The organism is Kordiimonas sediminis, assembly GCF_014656395.1.
Lineage (GTDB): Bacteria > Pseudomonadota > Alphaproteobacteria > Sphingomonadales > Kordiimonadaceae > Kordiimonas_A > Kordiimonas_A sediminis.
The window spans coordinates 1,010,799-1,030,968 of the sequence record NZ_BNCI01000001.1 but is presented as its reverse complement, the minus strand read 5'-3'; the positions used below and the strand labels follow the sequence as shown (position 1 = coordinate 1,030,968).

Here is a 20,170-nt window from a genome sequence, read left to right as displayed (position 1 = left end):
CAGGTCATGCGCCTAATCTGACACATCCTTTGCGGCATTTTTAGGGCTTTTATCGTCCGCAAGCAACCCATCAATCAATAAAAGTATGACACCGAGGGTAATTGCACTGTCCGCAACATTAAATACGTAAAAACTATAGCCCCCTGCATGAAGGTGCACGAAGTCCACAACTGCCCCGTATATGATGCGGTCAATCAGGTTTCCGACCGCACCACCCAGAACGACGGCAAGCGCGATTGCTTCGCGCTTAGACCCGGTTTTCAGCATCCAGATCAGAACCCAGAGACTGATAAGCCCCGTCCCCACAATCAGGGCATATTTATTAGACCATTCAGGGGGAATAAGCCCCATGGAAATGCTGCTGTTCCAAACCATCGTCAGGTTAAAAAACGGCAAAATTTCTACTGATTGCCGGGCCGGCAGGTCAAAACTATACAGAATCCACCACTTGCTTATCTGGTCGACTATCAAAATCAGACAGACGACCAGAAGCGATATTTTACTATAGGGCCCGGGCTTAATCACTAGGCCACCACATCCTGACAGCGGTTACACAGATCACCGTTTTCAGACACTTCATCTGAGACGACCCAGCAACGCTCACACTTGTCACCGCTTGCTACTTTGGTCACAACCTTGATGCTGGCACCGTCTTCCAGAGCAAAAGCACCAGACGGCGCTGCATCGAGTGCATGAACGGCCGCGCTGGAGACAATGAACAGTTCCGTCAGACTTTCGCCTTCAAAGGCAGATGCCATATTGTCAGACAGATAAATATCTACCGCAGCCTGCAGACTGGAACCGATCCGTTTCTCTTTGCGGTCGATCTCAAGCGCAGCGGTAACAACACGGCGCACCTCAGAAATAACACCCCATTTCGCAGCATCCCCTTTGGTCAGATACTCTGCAGTATCCTGCCACTGAAGATGGTGGACGCTTTTTGCATCGGATCCAAACCGGGCTTGCCAGATTTCTTCGGTTGTGAACACCAGAATTGGTGCCAGCCAACGCGTCAGATTATGGAACAGAATATCAAGTACCGTGCGGGTGGCCCGGCGCTTTATGCTTTGCGAATCATCACAGTACAGACAGTCTTTCCGAATATCGAAATAGAACTGGCTCAGATCCAGAATGCAGAAGCGGTAAATTTCGCGAAAAATCGGGTTAAAGTCATAGACAGAAGATCGCTCTTCAACCACTTTTCCAACCTCTGCCAACCGCGACAGGATATATTTTTCCAGCGCTGGCATCTCGTCATACGCCAGTTTTTCCTCGTCAGAGAAATCAACCAGATTACCAAGGAGATAGCGCATCGTATTCCGGATTTTCCGGTAAGCATCGGCGCTGCCTTTGATGATTTCATCACCAATACGGACATCTTCCATATAGTCGGTAGATACGACCCAAAGACGCAGAATGTCAGCCCCAAACTGGTTAATGATCGTCTGAGGAGCCACCGTGTTGCCAAGTGACTTGGACATCTTGCGACCGTCACCGTCCATGGTAAAGCCGTGGGTAAGAACGCCCTTGTACGGCGCATGTCCGCGCGTACCGCAGCTTTCCAGCAGGCTTGACTGGAACCAGCCACGGTGCTGGTCTGACCCTTCCAGATACAGATCAGCGCGTTCGTTCAGCTCTTCGCGTCCTTCAACCACAAAGGCATGGGTACAGCCGCTATCGAACCACACGTCCAGAATATCCTGGACTTGTTCATAGTCATCTGCGTTATAGGTATTGCCTAGCAGTTCCTGCGGATCAACTGCCACCCACGCGTCTGCACCGCCTGCGGTAACAGCGTCTACGATACGGGCATTCACCGCCTCGTCGACCAGAATGTCACCGGTTTCTTTGTGAACAAACAATGTGATTGGAACACCCCAGGCGCGCTGACGGGAAATCACCCAGTCAGGACGGTCCGCCACCATTGCTTCAATCCGGTTTTTACTGACGCCCGGGAACCAGTCGACCTCTTCGCGAATTGCCTTCAAGGCAGTGTCACGCAGGCCGGTTTTCTCCATTGAAATAAACCACTGCGGTGTGTTGCGGAAAATCAGCGGTGCTTTGGAACGCCAGCTATGAGGATATGAATGCACCAGCTTGCCGCGTGCCTTCAGGGCACCAACACCCGTCAACAGATCACAAACCGCATCGGCAACCTTATAGACATGCTGCCCGGCAACCAGCGCCACATGATCATAGTAGCAACCCGCTTCATTCACTGTGAACGGCAGCGGAATACCGTTTTCCACATGGCCAACGATATAATCGTCTTCACCGTGGCCCGGCGCCGTGTGAACGAACCCGGTACCTGCATCAATCGTTACATGATTGCCCGATAACATAGGCACATCAAAATCATAGAAGCCATCAGCATCAGCGTGACCATGCCACGGATGGGTAAGCTTGGTACCTGAAAGGGCAGAGCCCTTGAAATGAGCAACCGTATCAAAAGCCGTGATGCCGGCACGGGCGGTAAATTCGGACACCAGTGCTTCTGCAAGCGCCAGTTTTTCACCAACTGCGGTAGTCGAATCATCCGCAACGCCGGTAACAGAGATCACAACATAATCAACATCAGGGCCATAACAAACAGCGCGGTTCGCAGGAATGGTCCAGGGGGTCGTCGTCCAGATAACCACCTGCGCGTCCTTGATGTCCGCACAGTCCGTTGAGACAACCGGGAAACCGACATCAATCTGTACAGAAGTATGATCGTGGTATTCCACTTCTGCTTCTGCAAGCGCTGTTTTCTCAACCGGGGACCACATCACAGGCTTGGACCCCCGGTACAGGGCACCACTGCGTGCAAACTTCAGCAGTTCTTCTACGATCTTGGCCTCAGCCTCAAACTTCATGGTGGTGTATGGGTTGTCCCAGTCACCAAAAATTCCCAGACGTTTGAACTGCTCTTTTTGGACATCAATCCAGCCTGCCGCAAACTCGCGACATTCACGGCGGAATTCAACAGGATCTACTTCGTCCTTGTTCTTCTTTTTCTTGCGGTATTTTTCTTCGATTTTCCATTCAATCGGCAAGCCATGACAATCCCAGCCCGGCACATACGGCGCATCCTTGCCCTGCATCTGCTGACTGCGGACGATCACATCCTTCAGAATTTTATTCATCGCATGGCCGATATGAATATCACCATTTGCGTATGGAGGGCCATCGTGCAGAATAAATTTAGGGCGCCCTTTGGATTCTGTGCGCAGCTGTGCATAGATGTTATCTGCTTCCCATTTTTTCAGGAAATCAGGCTCCCGCGCTGGCAAGCCAGCCCGCATGGGAAAATCAGTTTTTGGCAAAAATACTGTATCGCGATAATCGCGCTTCGTCTGTTCATCAGTAGACATTTGTCGTGTGCTCCCTCGCACAAATATAGGTACAAACTATAATTTTCAGGAAAATAATACGCAGAAGTCCCGGTCGCTACGCAAGCGCCGGGCAAATAATTCGTCCAGCACCATACGCGGGAACAGGATACTGAAAACGCATATCAGGGCGCTTATAGATGCCCCATGTATCTATAGTCTGTTTCATGGGCGCTTTTCTATCAGGCTACACCGCATGTGTCGAGCCTGTTTTAACCCGCAAACCAAGGGGAAATATATTATTGCGCGCAGGTATGAGGTTCAGGATAAAGCGCAAGATAGTCATGAAGTGTCGGTGCCACAAGCCGATCACGCAGGTTTTCACTCTCCCGGTGTACGATCCGTGCGATCCGGCAATCCTCTGCAATCTGGTTTTTGAGCGACTCCAGTCCGTCGAACTTGCGCTCTGCCCGCAGGAATGCAACCAGTTCGACCCGGGCATGGCGTTCATACAGGTCCGCCTTGAAATCAAACAGATGCGCTTCCAGCAAGACATCCCGTTTGTCAAAGGTAGGACGACGGCCAATATTGGCAACGCCTTCCCGCCACCGGGTTTCGCCCTCAAGCTGAATACGCACGGCATAGACCCCAAGCTTGGGCTCCAGACTTTCGCCCAATTCAATATTCGCCGTTGGAAAACCGATTGTCCTGCCGCGCTGATCGCCGGCGCTGATACGACCATTGATAGTCCACCAATGCCCCAACAGGGCAGCCGCCTTACGTGCCTCGCCCGCCTGCAGCGCCTTGCGAACAAGGGTGGATGAACACACCTCGCCTGCATATCCTTCAAGCCCAACCGTGACCGGGTTCACAATGGTTACACCAAATCCGGCAGACTGACCCATGGATTGCAACAGGGCCGTATCCCCACCGCGGCCCTTGCCAAACCGATAATCATAACCAACACAAACACCCTTGGCATTCAGCGTGTCACACAGAACCTTTTCGACAAAAGTTTCCGCGGGCATCGACGCCAGATCCTTGTCAAATGGCAGGACAAGCAGCTGATCCACGCCAAAACGCTCCAACAGCTTAGCCCGCTCCCGAAACGGTGTAAGCCGAAATGGCGCTACATCAGGTGCAAAAAAAGAAACCGGATGCGGTTCTGTAACAACAACAGTCAGCGAACAGCCCAAAGCGCGGGCCGCGCGCCCTGCTTCGCCAATAACGACATGGTGCCCCCGGTGAAAGCCATCAAAATTCCCCAAGGCAACGATGGAACCAGCCTCACTTCGCTGTACCTCGTTCAAATGCCGATATAGTTGCATAGGTTTTTCCATTCTGGATCGTATAATTACTACAACAGGTTCAGTAATGATTGGCGTCACTAATTTTGTAGTATAGGCTTGATGAAAGAAACAATATAAATAATAGAAGAATTTGCACAATCCGCGATTATAAGTTAACCAATTCTTCATTAGGGCAAATTACTGTCCCAAGTGGAATTATATGCGGGTTAAGAGTATTTTTTACCTGCGGGCAATGATTTTTTTAAACTGAGGAAGAAACCATGGCAGTTGACAAGGATATGCCAATCCTGATCGTAGACGATTACAAAACAATGCTACGGATTGTCCGTAACCTACTGAAACAATTGGGTTTTGATAATGTTGACGAGGCGACTGACGGCTCTCAAGCCCTCGCTAAGGCACGGTCAAAATCCTACGGCCTGATCATTTCCGATTGGAATATGGAGCCGATGACCGGCTACGAACTTCTGAAAGAAGTACGAGCCGATAGCCAGCTAAAAGACACACCTTTTATCATGGTGACGGCAGAGTCTAAAACTGACAACGTTATTGCTGCAAAGAAAGCAGGCGTGAACAACTATATTGTGAAACCGTTCAACGCCGCGACACTGAAACAGAAACTTTCGGCGGTACTTGGGGAATTTTAATGCTTCAGGACGAACTTCCGAAACAGATAGAACTTCTGGTAGACAGCCTGCGTAAGGACAGAAACGCAAACCTGTCGCTGGGGGACGTGGCTTCTGTAACGGAAGTCCTGATTGGCACAATGAGCGCATTTTTCCGGTCGATTGATACGTCAATCTACCGGGAATGCCGGTCCTTGAGTGAATATATCTCCAACGCCCGTAAAGAAATCGCCTCCTTGCAGCCGAACGATCTGGAAGAATCCCGCATACCGCGCGCCGGTATGGAACTGGATGCAATTGTTCAGCAAACAGAAGAAGCAACCAATACCATCATGGAAGCGGCCGAAGAAATTATGGGCGCGGACACTGCTGACATGGATGCTTATCAGGGCACAGTGCAGGATGCGGTGATGCGCATTTTTGAAGCCTGCTCGTTTCAGGATATCACCGGGCAGCGCATTTCCAAGGTTGTTGAAACCCTTTCTCATATCGAGGAACGTGTTCTTGAACTACGCGATTTGATGGGCATCACAGACGATGACATTCATGCTGCACAAGACAAAGAGGCAGAAGACATACCTGAAGAAAAACGGCTTCTGTCTGGCCCTGCCCTAAAAGGGGAAGGAATTGACCAGTCTGCTGTTGATGAACTGATGGGCACCGAAGCGGCAGCTGCGGCAAAACCAGCGGCGGCCCCTACACCAGAACCAGTGCCTGCACCAGCGCCTGAGCCAGCTCCTGCTCCGGCACCAGCCCCTGCTCCGGCACCAGCCCCACAACCGGCACCCCCGCCAGCACCGGAACCGCCAAAAGCTGTAAGTCCCAAACAACTGGACGAGATGTTCGAAGAAGACTTCGACCCGATGGCTGAGATTGCAGCCGGGAAAGCCGAAGCAGCAGCTAAACGCGAAAAAGAAGAAAAAGAAAAGGCAGCAAAAGCAGAGGCTGCAAAAAAGGAAGCTGGGAAAAAACCAGCGGACACAGATGTTGATCTGCCCGAAGGCGAAGAAGTCAGCCAGGACGATATTGACGCCCTGTTTGGCTAACTCTCTATCGCTTTAAGTCAATTTTTTCGCACAAACCGACACGAGAAAGTTGGGCTTCTATAGCCACACCAGCTGTTCAATCAGTGCGTCCGGAATCGGTTTTCCTTCGCCGAAAACCCGTGAAAAGTCCTTATGGGGAATTGGCTGACTGTCGACCATATAGGCCGAAACACATGTCAAATGCTCGCGGTGAATACCGCCCCCCACCAGAATTGACCGTACGCCAGCAGCGTGTGCCCCGGCAATGTCAGTCTGCAGACTGTCCCCGATCATGACAATCCGGTCCGGATGGATGGTTTTAGTATCAAGCCCTGCTTCACCGATACAGGCTCGTAAGCTGTCTGCAATTGGTTTTCCAAACCAGGTAACCGGACCGCCCATGTCCGAATATAGGTCCGCGACCGCCCCGGCGCAGGTATAGAGCTTTTCCCCCACATGCACGACCCTGTCCGGGTTAGCGCACAGAAAAGGCACCCCTTTTGCTGCTGCTTCTGTCAGATAGGCCTTGTGGTCGGCCACATCCCGATAATCCAGTCCCGTTGCCAGAATGACATCGGCATTCTCTGGGCTTTCCATCAGCCGGACATCCAGCCCTTCTACCGTGTTATGGTCTTCGTCAGGGCCCAGGTGATAGAGGGCAGCCCCCTTGTAGTCCTGCCTGACAACATCACGGGCCAATCCACCAGACGTGACAATATTATCCAAAAGTGCCGGCGTCATCCCCATGCTGGCCAGCAAACTCCGCACATGATCGCGTGGACGCGGTGCGTTCGACAGAAACACCGTTGTGATCCCTGCCTGCCGCGCCTTCACCAGCGCATTATCAGCCGCCGGATGAAGGACGATGCCGTCATGCATGACACCCCACAGATCACAAATAATCAAATCAAGATCATCCTGCCACTCCCCCAGACTGGCAAGAGGCTGCACGGTTTCCAAAGGTGATTGGCTCATCTAAAAGTCCCGGTCCATTTCAGATACAGGGCGCGGCTCGTCAAACTTAAAGCCCTGTGCGAACTCGATCGACGCATCAATTGCATCCAGCACATGATCTTCATGTTCCATATGGCTGGCAATCAGTTTGATATTATTGCGGGCAAGAAACGCCTTCAACACTTCCACATCTTCACGATTACGCATCAGATGTTCAATGTCTGCCTTGGCATACATGAAATTCTGACGGGCAAGAGAAAGAAAATCAAAATCAAGGTCCGTGATCTGATCCATGGAGAATGCATAGCCGTGCCGAGACAGGCTGAACAATCTGTCCAGGGTTTCATCATCAATCTTTTTATAATCGTCCTGACTGATCTCAAACACCAGCCGGTCAGAAAACTCATTGTTTGTCGCCATAAATTCCACAAACTGCGGGAAGAACTCGCTATCTGCCATGGACGTTGCTGACATGTTGCAGAAGAATCGGGTATCCGGCTTACGCGGCCCCAATCGCCTGACAAGCTGGATCAACCTAAACAGCAACAGATTATCAATCGTGCCAATCATGCCTGTCTTTTCCGCAACCTCCAGATACTGACTAGGCAGGATGACATTCCCTTCTTCGTCACGAACGCGGGAGAAACATTCATAAAAGCGTGGCTGGCGGTTCGGCAAGGTCACAACAGACTGCAAATATAAATCCACGCGATTCTCGGCCAGAGAAGCATGCACAACAGACAACAGCTTTTCTTCGCTTTCAATCATACGTACATTGGCGCCAGAAGAAGATCTGACTACGGTATCGCCGTCTGTTGATGTGTCGATTGTATCTTCAGTAGCAGTGTCTGCCATCATAGGACTGACCGTATTATCTGCCGCGGCAGAAACTGTCTGCTGCCGGGCTACGCTTTCTTTAGCACGGCGCCGTGCGCCGAAATCCTGCTCCCGCTCCATGACCTGCGACAATAAAGTCTGCAACACCTGCAGCTCTGTCACTAGTTGCTGGCTTTTCAGGTCGGAATCTTCGGCATTGAAATTAACATTGCGCTTGGTCTTCTCCAGATCATGCCGCAGCATCTTAGCAATATCTTCCATGCGGTCCAGACGTTCGCCCGCAATGTCTATTGTTTCGCGGGCAACAAACCAGTTGTTTAGCTGCCACGCCAAAAAGAAGACAAACATGGCAATAACACTTGTGGTGGACTGGTCAACATCCATGAGGCGTGGCGGCACCAAGGCCACAGCAATAGCAAGAACTGCATAGGAAATATATAATAGTACCTGCGTAACAGGATTCATGAATCAGCCCCTCCAGACCAGATGTGCCAGCCTACTAGATCACCTCTATACTTTTACCCTAAGTCATCCCGGATCAATTTTCCAGAAACTATAATCAATATCCACTTTTGTTTTATTTATGGTAGGCTACCGCAGCATGATGACACACGTATTCTGAAGCAGGCAAAGGGGAAATTCCAATGAAACGCGTTCTGATCATACTTATTGCAGGCATTATTCTGACAGGTGTGCTTGTCTATTATCAGTTCGGGTCAATCGTTAAGAACGGTACCGAAACATATGGCCCTGAAATCCTGAAAGTTGATGTCAGCCTTGAATCCGTCTCTTTGTCACCCTTCTCCGGGGAAACATCCCTAAAAGGTCTCGCACTTGGACAACCTGAAGGTTTTGGCGACAGCAAAATGATGTCCCTTGGCGCCTTTCAGATGAAAGTCCAGCCAAAGTCGCTGCTGACCGACCACATCATTATCGACTCGCTAGTCATTAGTGAACCCGCTCTGGCTGTCATCGTGAGAGGCAAGAAAAACAACTTCCAAACCTTCTCTGCCGGTCTGATGCCGTCAGAATCAACAGCAAGCGAACCCTCTGCGATTACACTGACAATCAAAGAACTGAAAGTTGTCGGCCCGGTTGCATCCCTTGATGTCGATTCGGTCGTAAAGGTTCAAAAAGATGTTCAACTGCAGGACTTTACCCTGACCAACCTTGGTACTGACGAACAGGGGCTAGCGCCTTCAGAAATTGCCCGTCACATCATGGATATGCTGAAACCACAGATCGCCGAAGCCCTTATCAAAGCGCAGGCAGGCGACAAAATCAAAGATCTGCTGAAGGGTCAGGAAGACAACCTGAAAAAAGGACTTACCGGCCTATTGAAAGGTAAAGAAAAAGAAAGCGAAACCAATAATTGATGGTCTTTTGCCGCACTGGGCGCCCTGCTGCACCTATTGCCCACCGGGCATTTGTAGCGGGGCTTCTCGCAAAGGTATATCAAGCGCAGAATCCCCTGATTTCCACACGCTACGATACTGTGCTGACCAGACACCTTTGCTGAAAAATATGAATTACCATTGATTATTAGACTGACAAGTCCAATATTACCGATACAAATATGTACCTGAGTTTATAAATTTGAAACGCACGACAAATCTGTTCAATAAGGGAGAGAACAATGTCACTGGAAAAAATTACTGACGAAATGCGTGGCCGTATTGGTGCCCACTCGCCGCTAGAAGCTATTATCAAGTTTGATTTCGGTGACGACGGTGTCATCCGCGTAGACGGCAAAGCATCGCCAACTGTTGTCGATAATGCTGACACTGACGCAGACTGTACCGTCAAAGTATCTATGGATGATTTTGTAAAAATTGCATCAGGCGACCTGAACGCACAAATGGCATTTATGTCTGGCAAACTGCGCGTGGAAGGTGATATGAGCCTTGCTATGCAATTGGGTAGCGTTCTCGGCTAAAATAGACAGGTTTTATGTTAGAAAAATTCAGATCCATCGTTATTGGTGCCAGTGTGCTTGTTGTTGTAGCAGGCATCGGCTTCTATCTTTTCATTTCTATGGGCGGTGGGTCTGGACTGGTCGGCACTGAAGAGGGGAATTTCCCGTCAACGGATTTCCAGCATTTAAATTATAGCCCCGCGGATACGGGCTTTCTGTTGTGTGATCCTCTGGAATGCCCTGTTGCCGAAGCAGACGGTGCCAGCCCGGTCTTCCCGGTAAGTGCCCAGAAACTGCGGCTTGCCCTGCTGGACTTCACCGACAGCCAGCGCACCATTCAGTCCCGGACTATTGATATCTTCAATAATAAATTCGAGTTCACTGAAAGAGACCCTGGCAAACAGTTCCCGGCAATTGTCTCTGTTCAGATTCTGGAAAAAGGTGAGAACCAAAGTATGGTTCTGTTTTACAGCTACCAACCCATCGGGGATAGCCGTTCAAGCGACCATGCAGACCGGTCTGTTCGCTGGATGCAAATGATGCAGGCCTATCTGGACTAAAGTAGCCTAGCCTGACCCCTGAAACAGCCTCAAAGAATAGATCTTTAATCGTCTGCCGTTCAGGCCGACTTATGACGCACTGAGCTATTCAGTGCGCGTACATCAAAATTTTCTTGTGAAAAGAAGAAACAATAGCGATACCTGCTATCATTAGGCCGATTGGGCAATCGGATCCGATAAAATGCCAAACAAATTGGCCGACGCCTCGCGGGCGCTCTGCACTGTTTTATAGACCTTTAGCCCTTCGCTGACGGCATCCGGCGCAGGAAATCTGGCACGCGCTGCTTTTTCCTGCGTAAACGTTTCAGAAAGTGCCCGCATCACATCTGTGGACAACATGCCGCGACCGGGCTGTGCTGGTATTTGCGGCACCATGACGGAACGGCTGGCGCTGCGAACAGATACGGCACCGGTACCACCGGCATTCTCCCTGCTGTCCGTACTGCCACTTTCGCCAGTGAAGGCTTTCACGATTGGTCGCGCCTGGGATTTTACGGAACTGGCAACAGACGAATCAACAGCAGACGCAAACGTTCCCGCCTGCATCCGCGCAGCCGCTTCTGCCCGAAGAGCGCCAACCGTTCTACTGCGGCTAACCGGACCATCATCGGCCCGCTGATCCACATAACGATCCTGTTGGCGCGCCTCTGCGCTACGGCCTGATAACATCATATCAGCCATGTTCAACACTCACTATATACCCGCAGATATTCTACAGTGTCAGATTCAACTTGGCAATGAATAGAGACGATTTGATCAATCGACCATTCTCCACTGGATTGCAGACGGTCTCTATGGTAGCAAAAGTCAAAGACTTTCACTTTTTGATAAAAAGCGACCGGAAAAAATGGATAATAATACTCTTTCAATTTACATTCACGAACTTCGTAATCAGTGCCTGCACACTAAAGCTGCCTTTGATCTGTTCAATCAGGCTATGTCGGCACAAGCTGGTCCAGGCATCCTATACGGCGGCCAGATGGTTCTGATGCCTGCTTCTCAGCTTTCTGCAATGTTATGGCCAGCACGGGCCCGTTCCCGCGCCCGCGGCGAGAGCCTGCGCAAAGTTCTGCAACTGCCTGAAAAGCACCCGCTGAATGATCGCCGTCTTGGTGAATTGTGGGAGCATATGGATCAGAAGACCGACGAATTTATCGCAGAAACCAAAGGCGAGCATGTCGTGATTGACTTCGTAGGTGATCCTGCATCCATCAATCCTGATGCCCGCATTGAGGATAAACATATCTACCGCGCGTACAATCCTGCGACCCACATTTATTACTACCGGGGTGTCGGATATAATTTCCAGGCAATCGCCAATGCCATTTCTGAACTTAGTGGCCGTATCAATGCTGTTTGGGCACAAATGTTCCCGGATCAGGCAAAGGCTGAAATCGAGTATCAGAAACAATTGGCAGAAGCACAGAAAGCTCAGGCAGAGCAAGCTGCAGCGCCTGAGGCCGACAAAGCCTAACAGCCAAACGCCATAATCCTGACGTATTGAGTTGTCAGATTGTTACTTGTGAAAACCCAAGGATACATAACGTGAAACCACTTTTTAAGACGCTTGCACTATCGGTTGTCTTTGCCGCAACAGTCTCCGGTTCAGTCTCGGCAGAAGAATGTGGCCCGCAACCAATTGCGAAGCCAACGCTTCCAAGTGGCACGAATGCTACCCCTGAGCAGATGCGTGCTGCACGCGATTCCGTGATTAGCTATTCCAACAATGTTGACGAATGGTTGACCTGCATGGACAGACGTATCGCCAAACTGTCCCCTTTCATGACGAAAGAACAGCGCGAACGCTGGCAGGAAGACTCTGCTGATATCCATAATCAGCGCCGGGACCTGCAGGTACAGCTGAATGAAGCAATCCGGGAATACCGGAACTCGCAGCGAGATAGCTAGAGCCTTGCAGCCAGACTGGCACCACCAGACAGGCACCAGTTCCTGACACGTCAGTAAAATATAATCAGACCGGGTGGTTGCCCGGTCTTTTTTTATGACTCGCTCCTGAGCAAACATCGCAATCTGCGATTGACAGTTGACGTGCACGTCACCATCATACTCCCAACACATCGGGAGGAAATGTATGTTACAATCGCGCGCAATCTACGACGAAGATCATTCTATTTTTCGTGATTCAGTTAGGAAGTTTTATCAAACAGAAGCCACACCATTCCATGATGAATGGGACAAAGCGGGTATTGTTCCACGTGAATTCTGGAACAAGGCGGGTGAAGCAGGGATTTTGTGCCCGCAATTACCAGAGCAATATGGCGGACTGGGGAGTGACTACCGTATTAATTGCATTATTAACGAAGAGCAGGCGTATAATCGCGCCGGTGGTGCCGCACTGGCTGTCCATTCCGATATTGTCGCGCCCTACATTCTGCATTACGGCAGCGACGAACTAAAAGAACGTGTCCTGCCGAAAATGGTAACCGGCGAATATGTTGGTGCGATTGCCATGACCGAGCCAGGCACAGGCAGTGACTTGCAGGGCATCAAAACCACGGCCCGCAAAGACGGCGACCATTATGTCATCAACGGCGCCAAGACTTTCATTTCAAACGGGCAGCACTGCGATATTGTGATTGTTGTCTGTAAAACAACAGAGGAAGGCGGCGCCAAAGGGTCAAGCCTGATTCTTGTCGAAGCTGACCGGGACGGTTTCCGCCGTGGACGCAATCTGGAAAAACTGGGCATGCACAGCTCGGATACTTCTGAACTGTTTTTTGATGATGTCCGTGTCCCCGCCAGCAACCTGATCGGCGCTGAAAATGCCGGCTTCATGTATCTGATGAAAGAATTGCCTCAGGAACGCCTGTCTATCGGCTTCATTGCCATGGCAGGGTCACAGCGGGCTTTTGATATTACGGTCGACTATGTCAAAGAACGCAAAGCATTCGGCAAGCCGGTAGCCGCCTTTCAGAACACACGCTTTAAACTGGCTGAAATGAAAACCCAACTGGCGGTTGGCTGGGCTTTTGTCGACGAGTGTCTGGGACGCCATATCAAAGGTGAACTGGACGCCGTTGGTGGTGCCATGGCAAAACTGTGGTGCAGTGAACTACAAAGCAAGATTGTTGACGAATGCCTGCAACTACATGGCGGATATGGCTTTATGTCGGAATATGAAATTTCGCATCACTATGCCGATAGTCGCGTGCAGCGTATCTACGGCGGCACATCAGAAATCATGAAGGAACTTATCGGGCGTTCAATCTAGGCCCCGGTCCAGACCCAAGGGCGCTTGACCTTGGGTCGCTGCCACCGTATGTAGCAGCATATCGTAACAAGAGGCGTTAAAATGGCGAAATTAAAGGTTACCCTTCAAGCCAAACTAAACCGCGGTACTTTCTACTGGGTTACAACAGTGGATGCCTCCTCGGAGGAAGAAGCCGTGGTTGCGGCAGAAAACCTGTTCCTGGCAGAAATGGAAAAAGCCAACGAATGGGAATTCGACGACTATAACGTTGAAGATACCTAGATCAGATACCGGCATTTCACCGGCCTGATACCCAGTTTATTCTGACACCGTGCTGCAAGGTCCGGTGTCAGTTGTTTCCAGCCAGTCTGTCAGCGCACTGAAAGAAATGGTCAATCGCTCTGTCCGGTCACCAGACTGCAAAAACCCGAAGAATCTATTTGAATAGGACTCGTCCCTGATCGTCTCAGTAAAGACAACACGGGTCTGACATGCAGAAATCGGCTCCAGCTCGACCTTAAAGCGGCGGGTATCCTTTTCAGATTCCTGATAAACCTCATACAGACGTCCAGGTACACTGGCGACGGTTTCTTCAACACCTGTCCAGCGCTTGCCGCGATCCCGCCAGGAAATCAGGCGCGTAGAACGCACTGCAGCCGTATCACCACGCAGTTTACTAACCCGTGTAATATGAGCCTGCCAGCGAGGGCGGTTTTCCGTGTCATGCAGCCATGGCCAAATAGTCTCGGCTCCGTGGGGCAAGGTTTGCTCCATTTGCAGTTCAACAGCACCACCATCAACCACCAAATAGGCCCGTAATGCCGTACCAAACCCCAATGCCCACAAAAATATCACCACGCTTTTGTGTAACAGGTTCCAATCACGAAACCGGTCTTTTACTTTCCTGTTGGCATAACGCTGCATTTTAGTTTCTTTCGTTTTTGGCAGTGCATACCGCCCTGGCCTGCTATCATTCTGGATCGTGCTTACACCAATTATAGCTTGCTGCTACCGCGCCGTGAAGGCCGATGCACAGGCATCTACAATCGCATCTGTACCAATCCTGTATTCGCGGTACAGCTCGTTAATTGATCCGCTTTGACCAAACCGGTCGATCCCAAGCGGCATCACCCTGTGCCCGCAGACAGATCCAAGCCAGCTAAGCGTGGTTGGCGCCCCGTCAATGACCGTGACAAGCTTCGCGTTAGGAGACAGGCGGGATAAGAGCTGCCGTATATGACAGGGTTCATTGATATTGTCAGCCCCCAGATCACGGATACTTTTTGACCAGGCTTTATGTACCTGATCCGGTGACGGGACAGCCATCAAGCCCGCACCCGGGACATCCTCCAAGATACTGTCAAAGGCTGCTTTGGCCTCCGGCGCAACAGCGCCCGTATAAATAATCGCCAGTTCTGCACCTTCTTCTGGCTGCTCCTGCCAGTAGGCACCACCAACCAGCATTTCCTCTTCCCACCTATCGTCCGGGCGTTCCACCTGTTCCAGCACACGGGTCGACAGCCGCAGATAAATCGAATCACCGTCAGTCTTTTGCATATGTTCAAAACCGCGACGCATAATGGCTGATAATTCGTCGACATAGGCTGGTTCAAAATACACCAGTTTATCCTGCGCCATTCCGATCACCGGCGTGTGGATCGACTGATGTGCCCCGCCTTCCGGTGCCAGTGTAATACCGCTGGGTGTTGCAACCAGCATAAACCGGCTATCCTGATAACAGGCATAATTCAGTGCATCCAACCCGCGATTTATAAACGGATCATAGAGCGTTCCAACAGGCATCAAACGTGTCCCAAACAAACTGCCGGACAGGCCCATCGCGGCCAATGCCAAAAACAAATTATTTTCAGCAATCCCCAGCTCCATATGCTGCCCGGTTGTCGCAGACTGCCATATTTGAGGGCTTAGAACCTGCTGCTCCTTGAATGTATCAGTATGACCCTCGCGGCTATAAATACCGCGCTGGTTCACCCACCCACCAAGGTTTGTAGACACCGTCACATCCGGGCTGGTGGTGATAATATGATCCGCAAGCGCCGTCTCCGACTTTGCCAAGGCATTCATTATTTTACCAAAAGCTACCTGAGTGCTGGTTGCCTTATCTGCCGGGCACGGAAAACTTTCTTTCGGCGGAACCGGCAGAACCGGAGCAGTTTTACGGCCCGAAGACCGCTGGTTGAACGGTACTGTTTCAAGATACTTGTTCAACGCATCTGCTTTGTCAGGCATCCCGGCAAATGGCACCCATTCCTGACCCGCTGGGATATTCATTCGGTCCTGCAAGTCTGCCATCTGTGATGGGTTCATCAAGCCCGCATGATTATCTTTATGCCCTTCGAACGGCAAGCCTCGTCCCTTGACTGTATAACAGATAAAACAGTGGGGCTGGTCGCTATCAATTGACAGGAATGTCTCTAGCAACAGTTCAAGGTCATGCCCGCCCAGGTTGGTCATCAGGGCACCCAGGGCCTTGTCGTCATAACCGTTCAACAAGGCTTTGACGCCCCGTTTTTTGCCAATATCTGCGAGCAGTCGTGCACGCCAGGCGGCACCCCCTTTGTAAGTAAGCGCGCTATAAAGATCGTTCGGGCATTCATCAATCCAGGCCCGTAATGCCTCCCCGCCCGGTTTTGTGAAAGCATCCTGCAATAACTTGCCGTATTTCAGGGTGATGACTTTCCAGCCTGTCGTCTCGAAAATATCATGAAACCGTGTAAACATCCGGTCACTGGTTATAGCGTCCAGACTTTGACGGTTATAATCAATGACCCACCAGCAATTACGCAAACCGTGCTTATAGCCTTCGATCAGGGCTTCGTAGATATTGCCTTCGTCCAGTTCCGCATCGCCTAGGAGCGAGATCATCCTGCCTGCGTCTTCTTTTGCTAGCACTCCCTTGTCAAGCAGATGGTCCTGCACCAGCGACGCAAACAGCGTCATGGCAGCACCAAGGCCAACCGACCCCGTGGAGAAATCCACATCATCCTTGTCTTTTGTGCGGCTGGGATAACTCTGTGCCCCACCCAGGGCCCGAAACTGTTCCAATTGCTCTCGGCTTTGACGGCCCAGCAAATACTGAATTGCATGAAAAACAGGGCTGGCGTGCGGTTTGACCGCTATGCGATCATTTGGATTTAGAACCTTGAAATAGAGCGCACACATGATAGCAGCGAGCGACGCGCTGGAAGCCTGATGACCGCCGACTTTCAAACCATCTTCGTTGGGCCGAATATTATTTGCATGGTGTATAGTCCAGGCAGACAGCCACTGCACTTGCTGATATAGCAAATCCAGTGTCGCCAGTTCATCCGCTGATACCGGCCGGGAGGTGGCGGATGCCACCGGGCTTTTACTCTTTTTTGCTGTAATAGCCATAGATACAAACTCTGATTGACGTGGTTTCGATGATGCAAGATAAAAGTATACTGCAGACAATGTCCAGCACGTTGCCTAGCAGCACATGGACCCATGGATCAATCTTGAATTTGCAATGCCGATGCCCCTTTTACGCCGCCCGCCTTTTGTTTTGCTTGATGACAGCAGAAAGTCATCTGTGGCGGGGCAATCGCGTCTTTTCCATGATCCTGAGTATATCATTACCGCCAACACACTGGATGAAGTGCCAGACGCGCTCAAACGGATAGATGCTGCCTATAGTGACGGTTTGCATGTTGCGGGGTGGATTTCCTATGAAGTGGCTGCAAGTTTTGAAGAAAAACTAGCGCGCCTCTACTGCGGCAAGGCCCCGGAACCCCTGATCTGGATGATGGCAACCCGTCATATGGCACGCCTGTCACCGCATGACACCTTAGAACATCTAGACGCAGCAAGCATTGGCACACAGCGACGCGCAACCCTGAAAGCAGGGCCGCCCGACACAGACAAAAATTCATACCTTTCTGCCATCGGGAAACTGAAAGACTATATCCTGTCCGGGGATATCTATCAGGTAAACTATACATATCCCGTGCCCCTGACACTGTCCGGGGATGTGCTGGCTCTTTACGGCCAGTTGCGCACGGCCCAACCAGTGCCTTACGGGGCCTTCATCGATACGGGACCAGTGGATGCCGATAATCCGGCCGAGCAGTATCAGATTTTATCCCTGTCCCCGGAATTATTCCTGTCCCGGCGCGGCAATCAGCTAACGTGCAAACCTATGAAGGGAACCGCGCCGCGCGGTAACACCCCAACAAGCGATGCGGATACGGTGGCTTCTCTGCGGACCGACGAAAAGTCCAAAGCAGAAAACCTGATGATTGTAGACCTTATCCGAAATGATCTGAGCAAAATGGCGCGGCCGGGCAGCGTTACTACAACCGACCTGTTCAGTGTAGAGACCTACCCTACCCTGCACCAGATGACGAGCACTGTGACCGCTGATGCGGAGGAAAGCCTTTTACCGTCCGACGTGATCAAAGCCATGTTTCCGTGCGGCAGTGTCACCGGCGCCCCGAAAATACGCGCCATGGAAATTATTAGTGAGCTTGAAGACACCCCGCGCGGCATCTACTGCGGCGCCATTGGTCATTTCAGCCCCCCGAAACTTACCGCAGGCGGCGAATCACCTGGTCCTGACTGGACCCTGAATGTACCGATTCGCACGGTGGTTCTGGACCATTTTGGGCAAGGACGCATTTCAATTGGCAGCGGTATTGTCGCCGACAGTGACGCAGAATCTGAGTATGCGGAATGTAACCTGAAAGCCCGCTTTCTGGAGGAAAAAGGCAGGAATTTTCATTTAATAGAAACACTGAAATATAACCCGGCTGCGCACCATAGCGGCGATGAAGCCCTCACATTCCTTGATTTGCATATGGACCGGCTGCAAGCCAGCGCAGCCTATTTTGGCTTTCCCTATGATGCAGCATCCATTCGTGCAGCACTAGACGCTCACACCAGTGCCCTGCCGCATCTGAACAATAGCACGGACAATAATAGCACTGGCGGCTATTACCGCCTGCGTCTTCTACTGGCCGACACCGGTGCAGTATCCATAACCAGTGTTGCTGTTAACAGTATGCGAAAATCTGCGCACCCGGCGAAAGTTTATATTAACAAAACCCGCACCGATAGCCGGGACCGTTTTTTGTATCACAAAACCACCAGACGGGATCTGTATGACCGGGAATATAAAAAGGCATCCGCACAAGGCTTCGCCGATACGATTTTCCTGAACGAAAACGGGGCAGTAACAGAAGGCGCGATTCATAACCTGTTTGCCCGGTTTGGGGACCAGATAGTCACGCCGCCCGTATCCGCGGGCCTGCTGCCGGGCACCTTGCGGGCGAATCTGCTACGGACTGCACCCAATATATATACGGAAAGACATCTCACAGTAGGTGACCTGGAAAAAGCAGACGCCCTCTATCTAGGGAATTCTGTTCGCGGGATGACAGAAGTGATTCTTGACACCGCTCCTGACTGAGTCACAAAAATATTTCACTTAAATTTACCACACTTGTTAACCGGTCTTTTAGATGTTCATCCCTAGTATAGTTCTGACGATTGGGGGATCAGTGACATTTATCCTGTCGTGGTCCCGTCGATGTGTAACTTAGTAAGAGCGATATAAGAATGTCATCAGCCCTGGAGCCAGAAAACACCACCCCCGCTAAAGTCGGCGATTCGCAGGTTTCCCGCCATTCCCGAGTTCTTGCGGCGAATCTTTATAATCATTTAGGCCTGAAAAAAGCCCTGCGAATCTGTGAGGATAATCAGTGGTACTCTGTCGTGACTGCCCTTGAAGATATTCACTGCAAACGGCGCGGCTAAAATCTGTCTAAGATTCCAACCGAATCTTTTTTCCAGAAGTAAACGATCTGGCATCACCATGCTGGCCGGCACCTAATTTTTTTAAATTCCCGCACCACCGACTGACGAAATCAAACTGATTTATATTTCACAAGCTCCTGTTTATACAGACACTTTTGTGTGAATTTTCACGCTTTACGAATGTAAGTAAATACTTTATCAACATCATTTAAGGTAAAAATGAACAGAATGACTTTCTTAGAGGAACTCAAAAAATCCTATTTTGAATCAGAGAACTAAACGAATGATATAATATTTTGATGATTCATCGCTCAGTTCGCGAGCACATCAGAATCAATTAATCAAAATCATCAAAATATTTGCCAAAATAGTCATAATACTGTAATGTTATATCTTAATTTGAAGCATGTTTTACCATGTCAAGGACATAAAAAATCCTTTTTAGCTAAGAAACTAGCAAGAAAGTGAAATTTTTACTTGGAATCGTAACAGATTCTTGGATTATATGGCGCAAGCAGACTGCGCTCGAAAGTGCGACGGGTCTAATTCGGTACGAGGTACCTAATTATACCGGGCACACACATAGATCACCAGACGACGTTTTCGTCTAACAAGGTGGCGGGGT

At 50.5% G+C, this 20,170-nt stretch carries 19 protein-coding genes; 11 read left to right on the top strand and 8 right to left on the bottom strand.

Translation table 11 applies throughout. The annotated features are described in order from the left end of the window. Positions 1 to 12: 12 nt before the first annotated feature. The 3 genes from lspA to IE181_RS04645 form a co-directional block, all read right to left on the bottom strand. Positions 13 to 525, bottom strand: coding sequence for a signal peptidase II (gene lspA, locus IE181_RS04655; protein WP_229819149.1), 513 nt, complete (start codon positions 523 to 525; stop codon positions 13 to 15). Next, positions 525 to 3,353, bottom strand: coding sequence for an isoleucine--tRNA ligase (gene ileS, locus IE181_RS04650; RefSeq protein WP_191250372.1), 2,829 nt, complete (start codon positions 3,351 to 3,353; stop codon positions 525 to 527). The genes lspA and ileS overlap by 1 nt, the downstream gene beginning before the upstream one ends. A 257-nt stretch (positions 3,354 to 3,610) precedes the next feature. Next, positions 3,611 to 4,639 (bottom strand): bifunctional riboflavin kinase/FAD synthetase, encoded by a 1,029-nt coding sequence (locus tag IE181_RS04645; protein ID WP_191250371.1) that lies wholly within the window; start codon positions 4,637 to 4,639, stop codon positions 3,611 to 3,613. 242 nt (positions 4,640 to 4,881) lie between these two features. Between IE181_RS04645 and IE181_RS04640 the strand changes: the two genes are divergently transcribed. Further along, a complete protein-coding gene (locus IE181_RS04640; protein WP_191250370.1) occupies positions 4,882 to 5,268 on the top strand; it encodes a response regulator in 387 nt (128 codons plus the stop codon). Continuing rightward, positions 5,268 to 6,293, top strand: coding sequence for a protein phosphatase CheZ (locus IE181_RS04635; RefSeq protein WP_191250369.1), 1,026 nt, complete (start codon positions 5,268 to 5,270; stop codon positions 6,291 to 6,293). Before IE181_RS04640 ends, IE181_RS04635 begins: the two co-directional genes overlap by 1 nt. Positions 6,294 to 6,350: 57 nt before the next feature. Here IE181_RS04635 and IE181_RS04630 read toward each other — a convergent pair whose 3' ends face one another. Then, on the bottom strand, positions 6,351 to 7,247 hold the full coding sequence (locus IE181_RS04630) for a TIGR01459 family HAD-type hydrolase (protein ID WP_191250368.1): 897 nt from the start codon (positions 7,245 to 7,247) through the stop codon (positions 6,351 to 6,353). Continuing rightward, on the bottom strand, positions 7,248 to 8,528 hold the full coding sequence (locus IE181_RS04625; protein ID WP_191250367.1) for an EAL domain-containing protein: 1,281 nt from the start codon (positions 8,526 to 8,528) through the stop codon (positions 7,248 to 7,250). Between the two features lie 179 nt (positions 8,529 to 8,707). On the opposite strand from IE181_RS04625, the gene IE181_RS04620 reads away from it, so the two are divergent. The 3 genes from IE181_RS04620 (at position 8,708) to IE181_RS04610 (ending at position 10,538) form a co-directional block, all read left to right on the top strand. After that, positions 8,708 to 9,439 (top strand): DUF748 domain-containing protein, encoded by a 732-nt coding sequence (locus IE181_RS04620; RefSeq protein WP_191250366.1) that lies wholly within the window; start codon positions 8,708 to 8,710, stop codon positions 9,437 to 9,439. 260 nt (positions 9,440 to 9,699) lie between these two features. Continuing rightward, positions 9,700 to 9,999, top strand: a complete 300-nt coding sequence (locus tag IE181_RS04615) for an SCP2 sterol-binding domain-containing protein (protein WP_191250365.1) — start codon at positions 9,700 to 9,702, stop codon at positions 9,997 to 9,999. Between the two features lie 14 nt (positions 10,000 to 10,013). Further along, complete coding sequence (locus IE181_RS04610) at positions 10,014 to 10,538, top strand: hypothetical protein (RefSeq protein ID WP_191250364.1); 525 nt, start codon at positions 10,014 to 10,016, stop codon at positions 10,536 to 10,538. Between the two features lie 150 nt (positions 10,539 to 10,688). Here IE181_RS04610 and IE181_RS04605 read toward each other — a convergent pair whose 3' ends face one another. Then, positions 10,689 to 11,219, bottom strand: a complete 531-nt coding sequence (locus IE181_RS04605; protein WP_191250363.1) for a hypothetical protein — start codon at positions 11,217 to 11,219, stop codon at positions 10,689 to 10,691. 166 nt (positions 11,220 to 11,385) lie between these two features. Here IE181_RS04605 and IE181_RS04600 point away from each other — a divergent pair, with 166 nt between their 5' ends. The 4 genes from IE181_RS04600 (at position 11,386) to IE181_RS04585 (ending at position 14,031) form a co-directional block, all read left to right on the top strand. Next, on the top strand, positions 11,386 to 12,012 hold the full coding sequence (locus IE181_RS04600; protein ID WP_191250362.1) for a hypothetical protein: 627 nt from the start codon (positions 11,386 to 11,388) through the stop codon (positions 12,010 to 12,012). 71 nt (positions 12,013 to 12,083) lie between these two features. Beyond that, positions 12,084 to 12,446: a hypothetical protein gene (locus IE181_RS04595; RefSeq protein WP_191250361.1), complete on the top strand. Its 363-nt coding sequence runs from the start codon at positions 12,084 to 12,086 to the stop codon at positions 12,444 to 12,446. A gap of 184 nt (positions 12,447 to 12,630) precedes the next feature. Continuing rightward, positions 12,631 to 13,770: an acyl-CoA dehydrogenase family protein gene (locus IE181_RS04590; RefSeq protein WP_191250360.1), complete on the top strand. Its 1,140-nt coding sequence runs from the start codon at positions 12,631 to 12,633 to the stop codon at positions 13,768 to 13,770. An 81-nt stretch (positions 13,771 to 13,851) separates the two neighbouring features. Next, the gene (locus IE181_RS04585) at positions 13,852 to 14,031 is read left to right on the top strand and encodes a hypothetical protein (protein WP_191250359.1); all 180 of its coding nucleotides are present in this window, start codon (positions 13,852 to 13,854) and stop codon (positions 14,029 to 14,031) included. 36 nt (positions 14,032 to 14,067) lie between these two features. Here IE181_RS04585 and IE181_RS04580 read toward each other — a convergent pair whose 3' ends face one another. Next, positions 14,068 to 14,673 (bottom strand): SRPBCC family protein, encoded by a 606-nt coding sequence (locus IE181_RS04580; protein ID WP_191250358.1) that lies wholly within the window; start codon positions 14,671 to 14,673, stop codon positions 14,068 to 14,070. An 84-nt stretch (positions 14,674 to 14,757) separates the two neighbouring features. Continuing rightward, positions 14,758 to 17,145: a thiamine pyrophosphate-binding protein gene (locus IE181_RS04575; protein WP_191250357.1), complete on the bottom strand. Its 2,388-nt coding sequence runs from the start codon at positions 17,143 to 17,145 to the stop codon at positions 14,758 to 14,760. Positions 17,146 to 17,230: 85 nt separating this feature from the next. Here IE181_RS04575 and pabB point away from each other — a divergent pair, with 85 nt between their 5' ends. Further along, positions 17,231 to 19,198 (top strand): aminodeoxychorismate synthase component I, encoded by a 1,968-nt coding sequence (pabB, locus tag IE181_RS04570; protein WP_191250356.1) that lies wholly within the window; start codon positions 17,231 to 17,233, stop codon positions 19,196 to 19,198. 149 nt (positions 19,199 to 19,347) lie between these two features. Next, positions 19,348 to 19,545, top strand: coding sequence for a hypothetical protein (locus IE181_RS04565; RefSeq protein ID WP_191250355.1), 198 nt, complete (start codon positions 19,348 to 19,350; stop codon positions 19,543 to 19,545). Positions 19,546 to 20,170 lie beyond the last annotated feature (625 nt).

Coding starts and splice junctions, on each gene's coding strand:
- IE181_RS04620 (WP_191250366.1), top strand. CDS start 8,708: ATGAAACGCGTTCTGATCATACTTATTGCAGGCATTATTCTGACAGGT.
- IE181_RS04635 (WP_191250369.1), top strand. CDS start 5,268: ATGCTTCAGGACGAACTTCCGAAACAGATAGAACTTCTGGTAGACAGC.
- IE181_RS04565 (WP_191250355.1), top strand. CDS start 19,348: ATGTCATCAGCCCTGGAGCCAGAAAACACCACCCCCGCTAAAGTCGGC.
- pabB (WP_191250356.1), top strand. CDS start 17,231: ATGGACCCATGGATCAATCTTGAATTTGCAATGCCGATGCCCCTTTTA.
- IE181_RS04645 (WP_191250371.1), bottom strand. CDS start 4,639: ATGCAACTATATCGGCATTTGAACGAGGTACAGCGAAGTGAGGCTGGT.
- IE181_RS04610 (WP_191250364.1), top strand. CDS start 10,014: ATGTTAGAAAAATTCAGATCCATCGTTATTGGTGCCAGTGTGCTTGTT.
- IE181_RS04585 (WP_191250359.1), top strand. CDS start 13,852: ATGGCGAAATTAAAGGTTACCCTTCAAGCCAAACTAAACCGCGGTACT.
- IE181_RS04580 (WP_191250358.1), bottom strand. CDS start 14,673: ATGCAGCGTTATGCCAACAGGAAAGTAAAAGACCGGTTTCGTGATTGG.
- IE181_RS04575 (WP_191250357.1), bottom strand. CDS start 17,145: ATGGCTATTACAGCAAAAAAGAGTAAAAGCCCGGTGGCATCCGCCACC.
- IE181_RS04600 (WP_191250362.1), top strand. CDS start 11,386: ATGGATAATAATACTCTTTCAATTTACATTCACGAACTTCGTAATCAG.
- IE181_RS04605 (WP_191250363.1), bottom strand. CDS start 11,219: ATGGCTGATATGATGTTATCAGGCCGTAGCGCAGAGGCGCGCCAACAG.
- IE181_RS04615 (WP_191250365.1), top strand. CDS start 9,700: ATGTCACTGGAAAAAATTACTGACGAAATGCGTGGCCGTATTGGTGCC.
- IE181_RS04630 (WP_191250368.1), bottom strand. CDS start 7,247: ATGAGCCAATCACCTTTGGAAACCGTGCAGCCTCTTGCCAGTCTGGGG.
- IE181_RS04625 (WP_191250367.1), bottom strand. CDS start 8,528: ATGAATCCTGTTACGCAGGTACTATTATATATTTCCTATGCAGTTCTT.
- IE181_RS04590 (WP_191250360.1), top strand. CDS start 12,631: ATGTTACAATCGCGCGCAATCTACGACGAAGATCATTCTATTTTTCGT.
- ileS (WP_191250372.1), bottom strand. CDS start 3,353: ATGTCTACTGATGAACAGACGAAGCGCGATTATCGCGATACAGTATTT.
- IE181_RS04640 (WP_191250370.1), top strand. CDS start 4,882: ATGGCAGTTGACAAGGATATGCCAATCCTGATCGTAGACGATTACAAA.